The 16,005-nt window shown below is 69.5% G+C and carries 13 protein-coding genes; 1 reads left to right on the top strand and 12 read right to left on the bottom strand.

Annotated elements, in window-relative coordinates:
* Positions 1–126: 126 nt before the first annotated feature.
* The gene (locus QM741_RS04555; RefSeq protein WP_415206549.1) at positions 127–1,521 is read right to left on the bottom strand and encodes a sigma-54-dependent transcriptional regulator; all 1,395 of its coding nucleotides are present in this window, start codon (positions 1,519–1,521) and stop codon (positions 127–129) included.
* A 180-nt stretch (positions 1,522–1,701) separates the two neighbouring features.
* Here QM741_RS04555 and QM741_RS04560 point away from each other — a divergent pair, with 180 nt between their 5' ends.
* Positions 1,702–2,757, top strand: coding sequence for a glycosyltransferase family 9 protein (locus tag QM741_RS04560; protein WP_415206550.1), 1,056 nt, complete (start codon positions 1,702–1,704; stop codon positions 2,755–2,757).
* Positions 2,758–2,769: 12 nt separating this feature from the next.
* Here the strand turns inward: QM741_RS04560 and QM741_RS04565 are convergent, their stop codons facing one another.
* The 11 genes from QM741_RS04565 to def form a co-directional block, all read right to left on the bottom strand.
* The gene (locus QM741_RS04565) at positions 2,770–3,771 is read right to left on the bottom strand and encodes a glycosyltransferase (protein ID WP_415206551.1); all 1,002 of its coding nucleotides are present in this window, start codon (positions 3,769–3,771) and stop codon (positions 2,770–2,772) included.
* Positions 3,768–4,889, bottom strand: coding sequence for a glycosyltransferase family 9 protein (locus QM741_RS04570; RefSeq protein WP_415206552.1), 1,122 nt, complete (start codon positions 4,887–4,889; stop codon positions 3,768–3,770). Before QM741_RS04570 ends, QM741_RS04565 begins: the two co-directional genes overlap by 4 nt.
* Positions 4,890–4,958: 69 nt before the next feature.
* Positions 4,959–6,686, bottom strand: a complete 1,728-nt coding sequence (locus QM741_RS04575; protein WP_415206553.1) for an ArnT family glycosyltransferase — start codon at positions 6,684–6,686, stop codon at positions 4,959–4,961.
* 139 nt (positions 6,687–6,825) lie between these two features.
* Positions 6,826–7,158, bottom strand: a complete 333-nt coding sequence (locus tag QM741_RS04580; RefSeq protein ID WP_415206554.1) for a DUF4242 domain-containing protein — start codon at positions 7,156–7,158, stop codon at positions 6,826–6,828.
* Positions 7,159–7,218: 60 nt separating this feature from the next.
* On the bottom strand, positions 7,219–7,491 hold the full coding sequence (locus QM741_RS04585; protein WP_415206555.1) for a DUF4242 domain-containing protein: 273 nt from the start codon (positions 7,489–7,491) through the stop codon (positions 7,219–7,221).
* Positions 7,492–7,596: 105 nt separating this feature from the next.
* Complete coding sequence (locus QM741_RS04590) at positions 7,597–10,188, bottom strand: ATP-binding protein (protein ID WP_415206556.1); 2,592 nt, start codon at positions 10,186–10,188, stop codon at positions 7,597–7,599.
* Positions 10,189–10,265: 77 nt separating this feature from the next.
* Positions 10,266–12,467, bottom strand: a complete 2,202-nt coding sequence (locus QM741_RS04595; RefSeq protein WP_415206557.1) for an ATP-binding protein — start codon at positions 12,465–12,467, stop codon at positions 10,266–10,268.
* Complete coding sequence (locus QM741_RS04600) at positions 12,440–12,985, bottom strand: DUF4390 domain-containing protein (protein ID WP_415206558.1); 546 nt, start codon at positions 12,983–12,985, stop codon at positions 12,440–12,442. Before QM741_RS04600 ends, QM741_RS04595 begins: the two co-directional genes overlap by 28 nt.
* A gap of 151 nt (positions 12,986–13,136) precedes the next feature.
* The gene (rsmB, locus tag QM741_RS04605) at positions 13,137–14,468 is read right to left on the bottom strand and encodes a 16S rRNA (cytosine(967)-C(5))-methyltransferase RsmB (protein ID WP_415206559.1); all 1,332 of its coding nucleotides are present in this window, start codon (positions 14,466–14,468) and stop codon (positions 13,137–13,139) included.
* Entirely contained in the window at positions 14,465–15,409 is a 945-nt protein-coding gene (gene fmt / locus QM741_RS04610; RefSeq protein WP_415206560.1) for a methionyl-tRNA formyltransferase, read from the bottom strand. The genes rsmB and fmt overlap by 4 nt, the downstream gene beginning before the upstream one ends.
* An 8-nt stretch (positions 15,410–15,417) precedes the next feature.
* Positions 15,418–15,927 (bottom strand): peptide deformylase, encoded by a 510-nt coding sequence (gene def, locus QM741_RS04615; protein WP_415206561.1) that lies wholly within the window; start codon positions 15,925–15,927, stop codon positions 15,418–15,420.
* Between the last annotated feature and the right edge of the window lie 78 nt (positions 15,928–16,005).

Consider the following 16,005-nt stretch of genomic DNA (forward strand, 5'->3'; position numbering starts at 1 on the left):
AAACGCTGATAGAGCAAAGAAGTAGACTAGCAAGCAAACGATTGCAGGTGTCTTAAACCAAAAATGCTTGATCCGCTCTTATCGGTTTTGATCCGCTCTTATCCGCGTCCAAAGAGGCTCTTGTTTCTATTCGTCTCGCGCGGATGACTTCACGTCGACGCCGAGATCGCGCAGCTTGCGATACAGGTGCGTGCGCTCCATGCCGACCATCTTGGCGAGCTTGCCGACGCTGCCGCCGGCGTCCTGCAACTGGCGCAGCAGGTAGGCGCGCTCGAACTGCTCGCGCGCCTCGCGCAGCGGCAGGTTGAAGTCGATCGCCGCGGCCGGCGAGTCGGCTGCGGGCGCGCGCGCAGGCGCGGGTGCGACGCCCTTGCCGAGCGCGGCCTCGACCTCCTCGATCGTCACCTCGTCGCCGTTGCCCATGATCAACAGGCGCTGCACGAGATTGCGCAATTCGCGCACGTTGCCCGGCCAGTCGTGGTTGCGCAGGCGGTTCTGCACCGCGACCGGGAACACGCGGTAGGGCAGCTTGTCGCGATGGGCGAAGAAGTCGGCGTAGCTGCGCAGCAGTTCGGGCACGTCCTCGCCGCGCTTGCGCAGCGGCGGCACGGCCAACGGCACGACGTTGACGAGGTAGTAGAGTTCCTCGCGGAACGTGCCGGCCTTGACCTGCGCTTCGGGATGCTGCGAACTCGCCGCGATCACGCGCAGGTCGAGCGGCACGTTGCCCGCGCCGCCCGCGCGCACGAGCGCGCGGCGTTCGAGCACGCTGGCCAGACGCTGCTGCAGTTCCGCGTCAAGCTCGGCGACTTCGTCGAGGAACAGCGTGCCGCCGTTGGCCTGCTCGATCAGACCGGGCTGGACGCCGCTCGCGTCCTCGCTGCCGAACAGCGCCACGGCGAGATGCTCGCGCGGGATGCTGCCCGGCGCGACCGCGACGAACGGCCCGCCCTGGCGCGACGAGCGCGCGTGCAGCCAGCGCGCGAGCGACTCCTTGCCCGTGCCTGCCTCGCCCTGGATCAGGATCGAGGTGTCGTGCTGGGCGAGCTTGTCGAGCTGCGCGCGCAGCGCGGCCATCGCCTTCGACGCGCCGATCGGTTCGAGCGGCAACGCGAGCTGCTCGCGCAGGCCCTCGTTCTCGCGCTTGAGCCGGCTCGCTTCGCGCGCGCGCTCGATTGTCAACAGCAGCTTGGCCAGGGAAATGGGCTTCTCGACGAAATCGTAGGCGCCCAGGCGCGTCGCCTCGACCGCGGTCTCGACCGTGCCGTGGCCGCTCATCATGATCACCGGCGTGGTCAGCGCGCCCGCCTGCGCCCACTCGCGCAGCAGACTGATGCCATCGGTTTCGGGCATCCAGATGTCGAGCAGGATCACGTCGGGCCGGCCCTGCGTTCGCGCCTCGCGCGCGGCCGCGGCATTGGCCGCGAGCGCGACCTGATAGCCCTCGTCCTCAAGGATTTCCTTCACCGTCGTACGGATGTCGGGCTCGTCGTCGACGACGAGGATGCGGCCAGAAGCCATGCGCCATGCCTGTTGCGAAAATGCGACGCGCTAGGATAACGCAAGAGACCGTCGGCAAACGCGGAAGGAGCGAGCGAGACGATGTGCCGATCCACCTTCTACGCAAGGCCCGCTTAACCGGGCCGGCCTATAATTCGCGCGAGTCGGCCGCCTCGAGCCGGATGCAGGGTTCCCTTCTCCATGCCTTCGCAAAACGGGCCGGCGCGGCCCCTGGTCCCGCTGGTCGTGCGCTTCGGTCGCCTCGGCGACATGGTTCTGCAGGAACCCCTGCTGCACCTGCTGCACCGGCGCTGGGGCAAGCCGTGCATCGTGCTGAGCCGCGGCGGCTGGAGCAGCGAGTTGTACCGCGGCCATCCCGACGTCGCCGAAACCTGGCAACTGCTCGCTCGCAACCGCCCGCTCGCGTTCAGCCCCGAGCGTTGGCGCATGATCGCGAAGCTGCGCGCGCACGACGGCCCGGTCTACGTCGCCGAAGACACGCGCGGCTCGCTCAAGCGCATCCGCTGGCTGCTGCGTTTCGCGCGCGTGCCGCGCGAGCGCTGCGTGTTCATTCGCGACATGGGTCTGCGCACGGACGAACACTGGGTCGACCAGGCGCTACGCTTCGGCCGCACCACGCCGGCGGCCTACCGCGAAGCCGACTATCCCTGGCGCGACGAGGACATGCGAACCGCCCCGCGCCTGTACCTCGACGCGGACGACCGCGCCGACGCCGACGCCTGGCTGCGCGCGCGCGGCTTCGCCGAAGCACCGCTCGTGCTGCTGCAGCCCGGCAACTGGCACGTGCATCGCTGGTGGGAACGGCGCGACAGCGATCCGAAATTCTGGCCGGTCGAAAACTGGGCCGCGCTGCTGCGCGCAATGCACGAAACGCTGCCAGCCGCGAACCTCGTGCTTTGCGGCGCGCCGGTCGAAAGCGCGGTATGCGAGGCGATCGCGAACGCGGCCGGCGTGGCGCAAGTGAAGATCGCGACGCGCGACCTGCCGGTGCGCCGCCTGCTAGGCGTGCTCGAACGCGCACACGGCATGGTCTCGGTCGACACCGGTCCCGCGCATCTCGCCGCCGCGATGGGCTGCCCGCTCGTCGTGCTCTACGGCGGCAAGTACGGCCCGGACAAATGGGGCCGGCGCAGCCCGTTCGGCAAACCGATCGTCAATCTCGGCGCGCCGCCGCAGCCGGTGTCGGCGATCGTGCCCGATCAGGCGATCGCGGCCTGGCGGTCGCTCGCCGTCTGATTCGATATCCGTCTACGCCATCGCCGCGGCGATGCCCGCGCGCAGGCGTCCGGCGAAACCGCGGTCGTTATCCTCGTACCAGGCGCGTGCAGCAGCGCCGATGCGGTCGAGTTCCGCATCGTCGGCGACGATCAGCCGCTCGACCGCGGCGACCATCGCCGCTTCGTCGAATTCGTTGATCCAATCGAGGTTCTTCTTCTCCGTCGCGCGGCAGGCGATCAGCACGCCTCGATCGGGCTGGACGATTTCGTTCATCGTTGGGGCATCGTTGGTCACGACCACGGCGCCGATGCCCATCGCCTCGACGATGTAGTGGCCGAAGCCCTCGGACTCGGAAGGACACAGGTGGAAACGGAAAGTGTTTTGCAGGCGCAGCAGTTCGGCATCGTCCATGTAGGCGCGGCGGTGGTTGATGTTCGCGGCGACGACGCTTTCGCGGCCGATGCGCGGATGCTGGACGACGGTGAGTAGCGGCCAGTGCGGATGCCGCTGCCACAGCGCGAGCAGGCGCGCGGTACCCTTGTGACGGCTGCGCCCAGCGAGGTGGAAGAACTCGCGCCGGCGCGGCACCGCCGGGTCGAGCCGATCGGGACTGGTGAACCCCACGTAGGTCGACGGCCGGCCCAGCGCGCCGAAGATTCCTTGCGCGTAGCGCGTCTTGGTGAGCACGTGGTCGATGCGGCCGAGCAAGGCGATTTCGGCCGGGAACACCCACTCCTGGTTCGGCAGCAGGATATTGCGCCGCGCGCGCGGCAGATACTGGTCGCGCACGTGTTCGAGCAGGATGTTGGCGTCGTAGCGCAGCGGCGAAATCCCGAGGCCGCGGCGGATCGCCGTGTCCGCGCGTATCGCGACCGGCAGCAGGCGCTTGGGAACCTTGCCGCCGCGCAGCCGGGTCTGCGACACCCGGTGACCGGCGGCGGCCAGCGTGGCGTCGAGCAGATCCATGTCGCGCGTCAGACCCACGCCGTTGACCTGGGCGATGAGGTTGATGCGATGGCCGTATCCGCTCAAATCGTTTCCTCCGCGATGGGGTTCGGCAAGTCGACGACCAGTTTCTGCGCAACCTGTTCCGCGTCGAGGCCGCGCGCATCGATCGTGCGGTTGCGCGCGCCGTACACGCTCCAGCCCGGGATGTCGGTGACCGAGAAAATGCCGACGGTCGGCGCACCGCTCGCGGCGGCCAAGTGCATGATGCCGCAGTCCGCGCTCACGTAGAGCGAAAGGTTGGCGAGCACGCCGCCGAGCCGGCGCACGTCGCTGGCGAAAAACGCGGGATACGCATCGCCGAGCATCGAGCGGCCGAAGCCCGGCACGATCTCGACGATGGCGTGGTCCGGATAACGCGCGGCGAGCGCGGCGAGGAAGCGCTGCCACCATTCGCGCGGATAGTTCTTCACGCCGGTGGCGAAGGCGTAGATGCCGATCGCGCCACGCACATGCTTGCCTGCGGCGAGTATCGCGTGCAGCGTGTCGCGGCCTTGTTCGCGCTCGGCATCGCTCAGGCGCAGGTCGAGTTCGGGATACGTCCACGCGCTCGCCTCGCCGGCCACGCCCATCGTCTTGCGCAGCAGGTAGACGGGTAATTTGGCCGCGTGCTGCTCTTCGCCGGGCTCGGCAAGCGCATGGGTGAGATGGCCGCTTTTCTTCGCGCCGTCGAAACCGATGCGGAAGCGCGCCTGTGAGGTGCGCACGAGCAGGCGGTCGGAGTTCGAGAGCAGATACGGATCGATCGCGAGGTCGTACTTCGCCGCGCGCAGTTCGCGCAACATGCGCCGATAGCGCAGCGGCGCCTTGACGAAGCTGCGCGGCAGCACGCTCACGCGCCGCACCTGTGCGAATCGCGCGAACAGAGCGAGCGCCGCGCCGCAGCCGCTGACGATGTCGATTTCGGCACCCGGAAAGCGCGCTTCGAGTTCCACGAGCAGCGGGCTGAGCATGGCCGTTTCGCCCAGCGTCTTCGCCGCGCGGCAGACGAGGATGCGATGAATTCCGCGCGAAGGCACTTGCGCGGGCAGATCGCCCGGCGCGGACTGCGGCGTCAATCGATGCGAGAACCAGCGCACGACGCGGCGGCGCAGGCTTTTCGCGGGCGAATCGTTGCTGTGGCGGATCTCTTGCGACAGGGTCATGGGAACATCGTCACTCCGGCAGGGACTGCCGGAGTGACGGTAGTGTACCGTGCATCCCTTGGCGCAAACTCAATCCACTTCGGCATCGACGCTCTTCTGCGGCGCTGGCACGTTGCCGCCGCGGCACGCGTCGGACACCGCATCGCTGCGGAACAACCACCACTCGCGCCGGTTGGCGTGGCCGACGTAGCGGGCCCTGGTCTGGTCGATGCACGGCGCCATCGCGTCGGCGAGAACGAATACCCAGCGCGAATCGGGTTTCTCTTCCTGCCAGCGTATCGCCTCGCCGAGTTGCGCGTGCGCGGGCTTGACGAAGCCGAACTCGACGACCTCGCGGTCGACGAACAAGAGGTTCTGCTCCTTCCACGCGACCAGCGCAAGCTCGGCGTCGGTGCCGATCATCGCGCCGACGCGGCGCATCAAGCCGTGCGCGGAACTCGAATCGTTGAGCAGTGGACTCGCCCACAGCCCCCAAAGCAGCCACAGGCCGGCGAGGCCGGCGACCAGCCCACGCTCCGCACGCGCGAGACGGAACCACGCGGCGCAGGCCAGCAGCCACGCGCCGAGCGCGATCAACAAGCTCCACAACGCCGTGCCACCGCCGTCGAAGCCGCGCTGTCCGGCGAGATCGTTGGCGAACTTCCAGTGCCCCGACCACGCATGCATCCCGGCGCCGGCCAGCGCCCCGCCGAGCGCGACGAGCACGGCCAGCGCGAGCGCGCGGAACCAGCGCGTCGCGACGATCTGCGCCAGATACGGCGCGCAAGCCAGCGCCACCATCGGCAACGCCGGCATGATGTACATATCGCGCTTGCCCGACGGGATGCTGAAGAACGCGATCACGAGCAGCGACCACGCCAGCGGCAACAGAAGGCGCGCATCGCACGCCCTGAACGCGCGCGCCCACGCCGGCACGGTGCCGAACCAGACCAGCCACAACGGCATCCAGCCGGTCAGGATCACGCCGAAGTAGTACCACGGCGGCTGCCGGTGATCCCACGAATCGGTGTAGCGCGCGGCGGTCTGGCGGAACAGGATATCGTGCAGGTACGTCTGGTAATCCGACGACGGATGCAGCGACACCGCGATCGCGAGCGGCACGAGCCAGAGCGCGATCGCGGCGAGGAACGCCGCGAATCCACCGGCCCAGCGCGCCGTGCCGCGCGCGGCTACCACGAAGTTCCAATGTGACCTTCGCGCAAAAATGTACGGCACGAACATCAGCAGCGCGAGCACCCCGACGCCCTTGGTGATGACGCCGAGCCCCGCGGCGAAACAACCGAGCCAATACAGCCGCCAGTCGGGCCCGAGCAGGAAATGCCGCAGCAGTCCGTAATTGGCCAGCGTGATGAAAAAAGTCACCGTAGGGTCGATCTGCGCGCGCTTGGCCTGATAGACGAACTGGATCGCGCAGAGCAGGGCAACGCCCGCGTACAGGCCGGTGCGATGACCCCAGAGCCGCCGGCCGAGGTCGTAGACCAGCCACAGCGTGCCGAGCGCGGCAAGCAGCGACGGCAGCAGGAACGCGACGCGCCAGTTGCGCACGAGTTCGAACGCGGCGGCCTGCATCGCCATGAACGCCGGCGGCTTGTCGGCATAGATCTCGTGGCCGCGACGTGGGATCAGCCAATCGCCGCTTTCGACCATCTGGCGCGCCGACAACGCGAAGCGCGGCTCGTCCGCCGGCCACGGATCGCGCAGGCCGATGCCGGCGCCGATCACGATCAGCGCGAACAGCAGGAACAGCCAGAATTCGCGGCGAGCGGACTTATCGGAAGCGGGAAAGGGTTCGTGCATACGCAAAAAGGAGGGGCGACAGGTTCGGGCGATCAGGCCCGTATTGTCGCCCATCCCAGGCGGTTCGCCTCACTCGTTCGGTTGGCGAACGGTGTCGACATGCCCGGTCGCGGCCTGCGGGCATGCGACACGCGCAAGGTTACTTCGGATCGAGCGTGACCGGCACTTCGACGATCGAATCGACCGGAATCTTGTTCGCCGCGGCGGCCTTGCGGATCGCGTCCTCGTTCGGGCCTTCGTAGACGCAGAACGTCTTGGTCTTGTCCGCGTTGGCGTACGAGGTTACCCAGGTCACGCCGAACTTGGCGTTGGTGGCGTTGACGCTCTGCTTGGCCTTGGCGTCGAGACCGTCGAGAGCGCCTTTCGGGAAAGTGCGTTCGATCATGTAGCGGTGCGTGGCGGTGGATGCGTCGGCGGCCGAAGCGACGATGGGGCAGAGCAGCACGATCAATGCGAGAGCCAGTGTTTTCATCTTCAATCTCCTGTGTTGGCGGTTGGATTGCGCGCAAGGCCGACGGCGCGTGGCCGCGGCTCAGTGGTAGAAGTACGGATCGAGCACGCGCACTTCGGTAATGCGCGCGATCGGCAGGTTGTTGCGGGCCGCGCTGCGACGGATCGCGTCGGCATCGGGCGCGTCGTAGATGCAGAAGGTCTTCTTGCTGTCGGGGCTGACGTAGGAATGCACCCAGGTCACGCCATCGACCGCATTGCGGTCGATGACGCCGAGGCAGGCTTGCGCGCCGTCTTCGTTGATCGGAATGCGCAAGCCGTCGGGAAAATCACGTTCGACCAAATAACGCGACACGGTCTTCTCCGGTTGGCGACGGCCGGTTCCACCGTCGCGGCCAGACTACTACCGCGCCGCCGCCGCGCCAACGGCGGACTTGCCCGGATTGCGCCGCGCGCTTGCCTATTCTTGCGCGCACCGCGCCGCATTCACGGCTTCGGCGCGCGAACCGACGCCAAGCTTGGCGAAGACCGCTTCGAGGTGGTGGTCCACCGTGCGCACCGAGCGATGCAGGCGCGCAGAGATTTCGGCGTTGGTCAGGCCTTCGCAGAGCAGGTGCAGCACTTCGGCCTCGCGTGTGGTAAGCCCGTGCGGATCGGCCTGGGTCGAGGCGCGCCGCCCGCGCGGCACGCCGCGCACGCCGGCCGCGTGCAGCGACTTGCGCAGGCGTCCGGCGTCGACTTTCGCGCCGAGTCGTTCGAACATGGCCAGCGCTTCGAGTTGCGCGTTGGCGTTGCCTTCGGCCAAAGCGCGGGCCTGTTCGTAGGGGCAGCCGCGTACGGACCACGCCTCGGCCGCTTCGCGCCATTGTCCGGCAATTTGCAACGCGAACGGTTCGGCGCAGCAGCGCAGGACTTGTTCGTCAACGGCGGCGTGGCCACCGCAGCGCTGCCGCCACCAGGCCAGTTCGCCGACGACCCAGGACAGGTAGGTCGTTCCCTGGAACAATCGCCAGGCGGTTTCGATTTCGGCCGCCGCCGTCGCCGCGTCGCCGCGCAGCCAAGCGTTTTCCGCACGCGCCGCGGCGACCGGGCCGATGCGCAGGAATTCGGCGGTCGGCAGCGCGAGCGCAAGCGCCTCGTCCAACGGCGATTGCGCATCGGATTCGCCGCGCCGCGTGCGCAGGCGGCCCTGCACGACCAGCGCCAGCATGCGGCTCACCGGCGCCAGGCCAGGCGTTTTCAACACGCGTCCGGCACGCTCGGCTGCCAGCGCGAAGTCGCCCTGCCAGAGCGCGACCTCGCTGCGATAGGCAGCCATATAGCGCGCCCAGGAGTCCAGGTCGCGCGGTTCGCAGAACGAGATGCCGCGTTCGAGGTACGCATCGGCCGCCGCGTAGTCGCCGTTGGCGCCGATGTCGTAGCCGAGATTGGTGAAGGCGCGCGCGGCGTGTTCGTCGCAACCGTGCTCCAGCGCGAGGGTGAGGCTGCGCTCGAGGTCGGCGATGCCGGCAAGGTCGCCTTCGCCGCATTTCGCCGCGCCGATGTTGTTGAGCGCGTGGATTTCGGTTTCGATGTCGCCGGTTTCGCGCGCGAGCGCGATTGCCCTGCCGCCCATGGCGCGTGCCGCTTCGCCTTCGCCGGCGAGCATGTGCAATTGCGCGCGGTTGCTGTACGCCATCGCCAATTCGCGCCCCGGCGGCAGGGCTTCGAGCACGGCGATCGCCTCGACGGCGTAGCGTGCCGCGGGGATGCTGTGGCCGTTGTACCAGTTGAGCCGGGACAGCCAGCGCAACGCGTCACCGGCCTTGCGTTCGTCACCGATCTTGCGCCACAACGCCAGCGAATCTTCGCGCGCCGAAATCGCCTCGGCGATGTGTTCGGTGAGGTAGTACTCGTAGGAAAGCGTGTCGAGCAGTTCCGCCTTGCGCGCGTCGGGCAACGTGGCGCCGTGTTCGAGCGCGCTGCGCAGGTGCGCGGCGGCTTCCTTGTGCGCGCCGCGTCTGCGCGCTTCGTCGGCGGCCAGCGGCGCGAGGCGCAGCACGGCCGTCGCATCGCCCGCGCGTGCGGCGTGGTGGGCGAGGCGCGCGAGCGGAACCGGAACCGCATCCACGCGCTCCAGCGCGGCGAGCACGCGCGCGTGCAAGGCCTGCGCCGCGGGCGTCGACAATGCGGATTCCACCGCGACGCGGGCGAGTTCATGGCGGAACGCCAGCGTGCTACCCTGCGCCAGCAACAAGCCGCAGTCCAGGCATTCCTCCAGCGCGGCGATCGTGGGCGCGAGCAAGCGGTCGATCAATCCGCGCTCGATCCGCGCCGGCGCCACGCTGGCGAGGCGCACGATCTCCTGCGCGCCGGGCGAGAGCCGCGCGAGACGCGCCAACACGAGGTCCCGGACCCCGCGCGGCACGCCGGCGGCGCCGTGGCGCAGCAGTTCGGTGACGAAGAACGCGTTGCCCTGCGTCGTCGCATGCACGCCCGCCGCCGGGCGCAGGGCGGATCGCGCCAGCGCCTCGACTCCCGCCGGCGACAGGCGCGGCACTTCGAGCCGTGTCGATCCGGCAGGCAGTTCGCCGAGCAGCCGGCGCAGCGCATGCGTGGCGTCCACTTCGTCGTCGCGGTAGGACACCGCAAGCAGGCAAGGCACGCGATCGATGCGCCGAGCGAGGAACTTGAGCAGGTCGAGCGTGGCCGCGTCGGCCCAGTGCACGTCCTCGACCACGAGCAGCACCGGACGGCGCGCGAGGTCGGCCAGCACGGCTTCGAACAGTGCGGGGCGTTCGCCCGCTGTCGCGAGCAGGGCGCCGAATCCGGCATCGGCGGAGCGCGCGATGTCGTACAGCGGCGCGAGCGGATGCGGGGTCTGCAGCGCGTCGCAGCCGCCCCACCACAATGCCGCCTCGCCGCGCCCGGCGGCGAACGCGCGCAGCAGGCTGGTCTTGCCGATGCCGGCCTCGCCATGCACCACGACGACGTGGCCGGCACCCACGATCGCCTCGCGCAAGCGGCCTTGCAACTGTTCCATCAGGGATTGGCGTTCGATCAGATGATCCATCGTTCGGCTCTGGGCATCGCACGCGGCGCAGCCGGCCTAATCATAGCGCTGCGGCGTTCGCGCACGGGCCGGCGACACTACCCGGCCACCCCGTCGCGCGGCAGGCGCAGCGTGAACACGGCGCCGCCCTCGGGACGGTTCTCGGCGCGGATCGAGCCGCCGTGTTCCTCGACGATCTTCTTCGCCACCGCGAGGCCGAGGCCGGTGCCCTTGGCCTTGCTCGTCGTGTACGGCTCGAACCAGCGCGCGTCGAAGTTTTCCGGCAGGCCGGGACCGTTGTCGGCGACGGCGAGTTCGACCCAGCGGCGGCCGCCCTCGTCCACCTCGCGCGTGATGACTTCGATATGCGGCTTGTGCTCGCCGGTGACCGCTTCGAGCGAGTTCTTGATCAGGTTGTGCAACAGCTGGCGCAGGCGCACCGCATCGGCGCGCAGGCCCGGATCGCCCGGCGCGAACGCGCGCGTGAGCTGGATGCGCTGGTCGTTCTCGTACAGATCGACGACCTCGGCGGCGAGCGCGTTGATCGACAGCGGCCGCGCGTCGATCTGCGGCGGGCGCGCGTAGTCGCCGAAGGCGTTGACCATGGCCTTGAGCGCCTCGACCTGGTTGACGATCGTCAGCGTGGCGCGGTCGAGCACTTCGGTCTCGTCGGGCGGCAGGCGACCGATGAAGCGGCGTCTCAAACGCTCGGCCGCGAGCTGGATCGGCGTCAGCGGATTCTTCACCTCGTGCGCGAGGCGGCGCGCGACCTCGGCCCAGGCCGCGTCGCGCTGGGCGCGGTTGAGCAGGGTCAGATCGTCGAACACGGCGACGATGCCGGCGTCCTCGCCGGGCGCGGGCGCGAGTTCCGCGCCGCGCAGCATCAACACGCGCCGCTCGTTGCCCGATCTTTGCTCGGGGTCGTCGAGCACGACCTCCTCGCGCCATTCGCGCGCGTTCTCGTGCATGTGCTTCAGGATCGGATCGACCAGCGGTGCGAGCGCCGGCCGCTCGCGTCGCAGCACCGACAGGTGCTGGCCGACGTGGCTCGACAGCGGCAGGTCGAGGATGACCTCGGCCGCGTGATTGGCCGTGCGCAGCACGCCGTCGCGGTCGAGGCCGAGCACGCCGGCCGACAGGCGCTCGAGCACGGCCTTGAGATAACTGCGCTGGCTTTCGGTTTCCTGCGCGCTGTGCACGAGGCGGGAACTGGCGCGCTCGAGTTCGCCCTGCATCTGGTTGAACGAATGGATGAGGAAGCCGAGTTCGTCGTCGCTCGCGACCGGCAACGGCGTGTCGTAGCGTCCGGCGCCGACCGCGCGCGTGGCGCGGGCGAGACGGCTGATCGGCGCGGTCAGGCGGCGCGCGACGCCGAACGCGGTCAGCACCGCGAACAGCGCAGACAGCAGCAACACGAAGGTGAGCACGAGGGTGAAGGTCAGCTTGAGCGAGGCGCGCAGGAACTTCAGGCGCTCGAAGTCGTAGCCGGCCTGCTCGACCGTCGTCATCAGCGGCTGCATCTGCTCGGGCACCGGATACAGCGCCTGCAACAGTCGGTTCGCGCCGGGCGCGGCGCCGGCGAACGGTACGATCACGCGCAATTTCAATTCGCCGGGCTCGCCGAGCGGTTCGGCGATCGCATAGCGGCCGGCGCTGGCGATCTGGTTGAGCACGCTGGCGTCCGGATAGGCCGCGTCGAGAAAACGCGGATCGGCGCCCTCGTTCGCGAGTACCTGCTGGTTGTCGCCGAAGACGACCAGCTGGGTGATCGGCTGCGCATCGAGCGCGGCGTTGAGATGCGAACGCAGCTCGGCGTCGGGCACGCCGGCAAGATCGCGCGCGATGTTCGCCGTGGTCGCCTCGGCCGCGTGCAGGCGTTCGTCGAGATAGGTCTTGCCGACTCCGAGCGCCGCGGACAGGCCTTGTTCGAGACGCGCGTTGAACCAAGTGTCGATCGTCGCATTGAGGAAGTACAGCGAGAAGCCGTAGACCACGAGCACGGGCGGCACGGCGAGCGCGATCAGCATCAACAGCCAGCGCCGCGTGAGGCGCGCGCCGGGCACCGCACCGGCCAGTTCGCGCGACAGGCGCACGAGACGCTGCACGATGATCGCGACGAGCACGGCCAGCGCCAGCGCCGACGCGCCGAGGATCCACGGATAGAACCGCCCGAGGCGATTGCCGTCGCCGGCCGCGTCGCGCGCGAGCAGCAGCGCCGCCGTGAGCAGCGCGACGATCGCCAGCGCCGGCAGCACGCGCCGCGCGACGAAGCTCAACCCGCGCCGGCCCGGGCCTGCCATGCGTGGTTTCCGGTGGAAAGGCGCCAGTCGGCGTCGATCAGCGCGGGCAGACGCAGCGCGCCCGGCAACGCATTGCGTTCGAGATCGATGCGCAACACGTAGCGTTGCGCCGCGGCCGCGGCCATCGCTGCGTCGAGCGGCAGGCGCAGGTCGGAGAGCGCGGCGATGAGGTAGGCGCGCAGCGGGTAGCTGCGCGTCTCCGCCGCGTCGTGCGCGCGGTCGGGATCGCGCAGCTGGTATTGCCGGGTCAGCGGGAAGTAGCGCAGTTCGCGCCGCCAGCGCTGGCTCGCGAGATCGGTCCGCCAGCCGAACCGGCCGGGCGCCTGCGCCCGGAGCGTGATTTCGAATACCAGCGGAATGCCGTGATCGAGACCGTCGAGCAGCGCCTCGTTCGGGCGCCAGTCGAGCTGTGCGCTGAGCACGCCCCCGGAAACCGCCGCTTCGCGCACGGCGAAACGCGCGCCGTCGTCGCGCCGCGCACAGGCGGCCGTGGCGGCGACCGCGCAGAGAAGAAGCATGCTAATGAAACTCCGCCGACCGGCGGAGTTGCGGGCCATGGAAGGCCCGCCGCGAATCGAGCGCGAAAGCGCTCGACTCGGCGTAGCCGAGTCCGAACTTGCTTCGGACCCGGCGCAGGCTGCCGACCCCAGGACGGGGTTGCGCAGACCATTAAACACGTTCCAACACCGCATAGAAGAATCCGTCCATGCCGTGCTCGCCCGGCAGGTTCTGCGCGCCGCCTCCCTGCGGCCGATGCCAGCCCTCCGGCGCCGCATCGAGCAGGCGCGCGCCGGCATTGCGCGCGAGGAAACTCGCGACCTGCCGCGCGTTCTCCTGCGCGAGCACGGAACAAGTGGCATAGACTAAGCGCCCGCCGTTTCCAAGCAAAGGCCAGAGCGCGTCGAGGATACGCGATTGCGCGGCCGCGAGCCGCACGACGTCGCCGACGCGGCGGTGCAGCTTGACGTCGGGCTGGCGGCGCACGATGCCGGTCGCCGAGCACGGCGCGTCGATCAGGATGCGGTCGTAGGGGCGGCCGTCCCACCATACCGCCGGCTCGGCCGCATCGCCCGCGCGGACGTCGGCTTCGAGACCGAGACGCGAGAGGTTGTCAACGATGCGGGTCAGGCGGCGCGCGTCGCTGTCGAGCGCGCTCAGATGCACGTCCGCGGTTTCGAGGATATGCGCCGACTTGCCGCCCGGCGCGGCGCAGGCGTCGAGCGCGCGCTGGCCGTCGGCGAGGTCGAGCAGCCCGGCCGCGAACTGGGCTGCGCCGTCCTGCACCGAGAACGCGCCTTCGGCGTAGCCCGGCAGGTGCGTCACGTCGGCGCTGTGCGCAAGCACGATCGCCTGATTCGGGAAACTACCGTCGAGTTCGTCCGCGACCCGCGCCTCGACGCCGGCTTCGATGAAACGTTCGAGCAATTCGTCGCGTTGCGCGCGACGGCGGTTGACGCGCAGCCACAACGGCGCCTGCGCGTTGTTCGCCGCGACGATCGCGTCGGCCCGTTCGGGCCAGTCGGCGGCGAGGGCGTCGAGCAGCCAGCGCGGATGCGCGCTGCGCGCGACCGCGTCGGCATCGAGCCGCGCGGCCAACGCCTCGCGCTCGCGCAGCCAGCGCCGCAGCAACGCGTTGACGAGGGCGGCGAACTTCGGCCTGCGCAACGCACGCGCCGCCTCGACCGTGGCCGCGACGGCGGCGTACTGCGGCAGGCGCAGCACTTCGAGCTGGACCAGACCGAGCACGGCGAGCGCACGCACCTCGGCTTCGCGCTCGCGCAGCGGGCGTTCGAGGAGCAGATCGAGCGCCGCGTCGTAGCGAAGCCACCAGCGCGCGCCTTCGTGCAAAAGGTTCGACAGCAGCGCGCGGTCGCGCACATCGGCCAGCCGCGGCGCGGACGCCGCAAACACCGCGCGCAGCGATTCGCCGCGCACCACGCGCGCGAGCGCCTGCGCGGCCAGCGCGCGCACGTCGACGGCCGGCGGCGCGGCGGCGTTCATTGCGCGCCGCGCTTCAATTCCGGCCGCGCGTTGAGATAGTCGGCCGCGGCGATGCGTCGCCCGCCCGCGCGCTGCACTTCGATGAGCCGCAACGCGCCGTCGCCGCAGGCGACGTCGATGCCGTCGCGCGTGGCAGCGACGATTTCTCCCGAGTCTCGAGTCCCGGGTCCCGAGTCCCGACTCTCTGCGCGCCAGACGCGCAGCAGCTCGCCTGCGACCACGCCTTCGGCCACGGGCCACGGATCGAACGCGCGCACTTTGCGTTCGAGCGCAGCGGCGGAATCGTTCCAGTCGAGCCGCGCCTCGGCCTTGTCGAGCTTGTGCGCGTAGCTGACACCGTCCGCGGACTGCGACGTCGCCGGCAGCGCCTCGCCGCGTACGCTGCGGTCCAGCCCTTCGGCCAGCACTTCGGCGCCGAGCGCGGCAAGCTTGTCGTGCAGCGAACCACCCGTATCGTCCGGCGCGATCGCGATCGCGCGGCGCAACAGCACCGGGCCGGTGTCGAGGCCGGCTTCCATGCGCATCAGGCAGATGCCGGTTTCGGCGTCGCCGGCGAGAATCGCGCGCTGGATCGGCGCCGCGCCGCGCCAGCGCGGCAGCAGCGAGGCGTGCACGTTCCAGCAGCCCAGGGCGGGAATCGCGAGCACCTTGCGCGACAGGATCAGGCCGTAGGCGACGACGACGATCAGGTCGGGCGCATGCGCGGCAAGGCGCGCGCGCGTCGCGGCGTCCCTGAAATTCTCCGGTTGCTCGACCGGCAGCCCGAAATCGAGCGCGGCCTGCTTGACCGGGCTGGCGGCGAGCTTGCGCCCGCGCCCGGCGGGGCGGTCCGGCTGGGTGTACACCGCAGCGATTTCGATGCCGTCGCGTCGGCATGCGGCCAGATGCGGCACGGCGAAATCGGGTGTTCCGGCGAACACCACACGCAGGAGGCGGCGCATGGGAGTTTTCAGCCGGCCGCGGCGGCGCGACGCTGTTTCTCGAGCTTCTTGCGCACCATCTCGCGCTTCAGCGGCGAGAGGTAGTCGACGAACAGCTTGCCGGCGAGATGGTCCATCTCGTGCTGGATGCACACGGCGAGCAGACCGCCGGCTTCGATGTTCTGCGGCTGGCCGTGGCGATCCAGCGACTCGACCACGATGCGGTCGGCGCGCTCGACGTCGGCGAAGATGCCGGGCACGGACAGGCAGCCTTCCTGGCAGGTCTCGCTGCCCTCGGCGGCGACGATCTTCGGGTTGATCAACACCATCGGCCGATTCTTGTCTTCCGAGACGTCGAGCACGAGCAGTTGCCGGTGCACGTTGACCTGGCTCGCGGCGAGGCCGATCCCGGGGGCGGCGTACATGGTCGCGAGCATGTCGTCGATCAGGGTCTGCAGCGCGGCGTCGAACACGGTCACGGGCTGCGCCTTGGTGCGCAGGCGCGGGTCGGGGTATTCGAGGATGGGAAGCAGACTCATGGCGCGAAACCGCTGGATTCGGGGAGAAAGTATACGTCAACGCACAATCCGCAGCGATCTTGCGCGCCGCGTCGCGTT

The sequence above is a fragment of the Rudaea sp. genome (assembly GCF_047601565.1).
GTDB lineage: Bacteria > Pseudomonadota > Gammaproteobacteria > Xanthomonadales > Rhodanobacteraceae > Rudaea.

What these genes read in the sequence shown, in the direction of transcription:
- QM741_RS04595 (WP_415206557.1), bottom strand. Translation starts at nt 12,467, where the DNA reads ATGGCAGGCCCGGGCCGGCGCGGGTTGAGCTTCGTCGCGCGGCGCGTG.
- QM741_RS04580 (WP_415206554.1), bottom strand. Translation starts at nt 7,158, where the DNA reads ATGAAAACACTGGCTCTCGCATTGATCGTGCTGCTCTGCCCCATCGTC.
- rsmB (WP_415206559.1), bottom strand. Translation starts at nt 14,468, where the DNA reads ATGAACGCCGCCGCGCCGCCGGCCGTCGACGTGCGCGCGCTGGCCGCG.
- QM741_RS04575 (WP_415206553.1), bottom strand. Translation starts at nt 6,686, where the DNA reads ATGCACGAACCCTTTCCCGCTTCCGATAAGTCCGCTCGCCGCGAATTC.
- QM741_RS04600 (WP_415206558.1), bottom strand. Translation starts at nt 12,985, where the DNA reads ATGCTTCTTCTCTGCGCGGTCGCCGCCACGGCCGCCTGTGCGCGGCGC.
- fmt (WP_415206560.1), bottom strand. Translation starts at nt 15,409, where the DNA reads ATGCGCCGCCTCCTGCGTGTGGTGTTCGCCGGAACACCCGATTTCGCC.
- def (WP_415206561.1), bottom strand. Translation starts at nt 15,927, where the DNA reads ATGAGTCTGCTTCCCATCCTCGAATACCCCGACCCGCGCCTGCGCACC.
- QM741_RS04570 (WP_415206552.1), bottom strand. Translation starts at nt 4,889, where the DNA reads ATGACCCTGTCGCAAGAGATCCGCCACAGCAACGATTCGCCCGCGAAA.
- QM741_RS04590 (WP_415206556.1), bottom strand. Translation starts at nt 10,188, where the DNA reads ATGGATCATCTGATCGAACGCCAATCCCTGATGGAACAGTTGCAAGGC.
- QM741_RS04555 (WP_415206549.1), bottom strand. Translation starts at nt 1,521, where the DNA reads ATGGCTTCTGGCCGCATCCTCGTCGTCGACGACGAGCCCGACATCCGT.
- QM741_RS04560 (WP_415206550.1), top strand. Translation starts at nt 1,702, where the DNA reads ATGCCTTCGCAAAACGGGCCGGCGCGGCCCCTGGTCCCGCTGGTCGTG.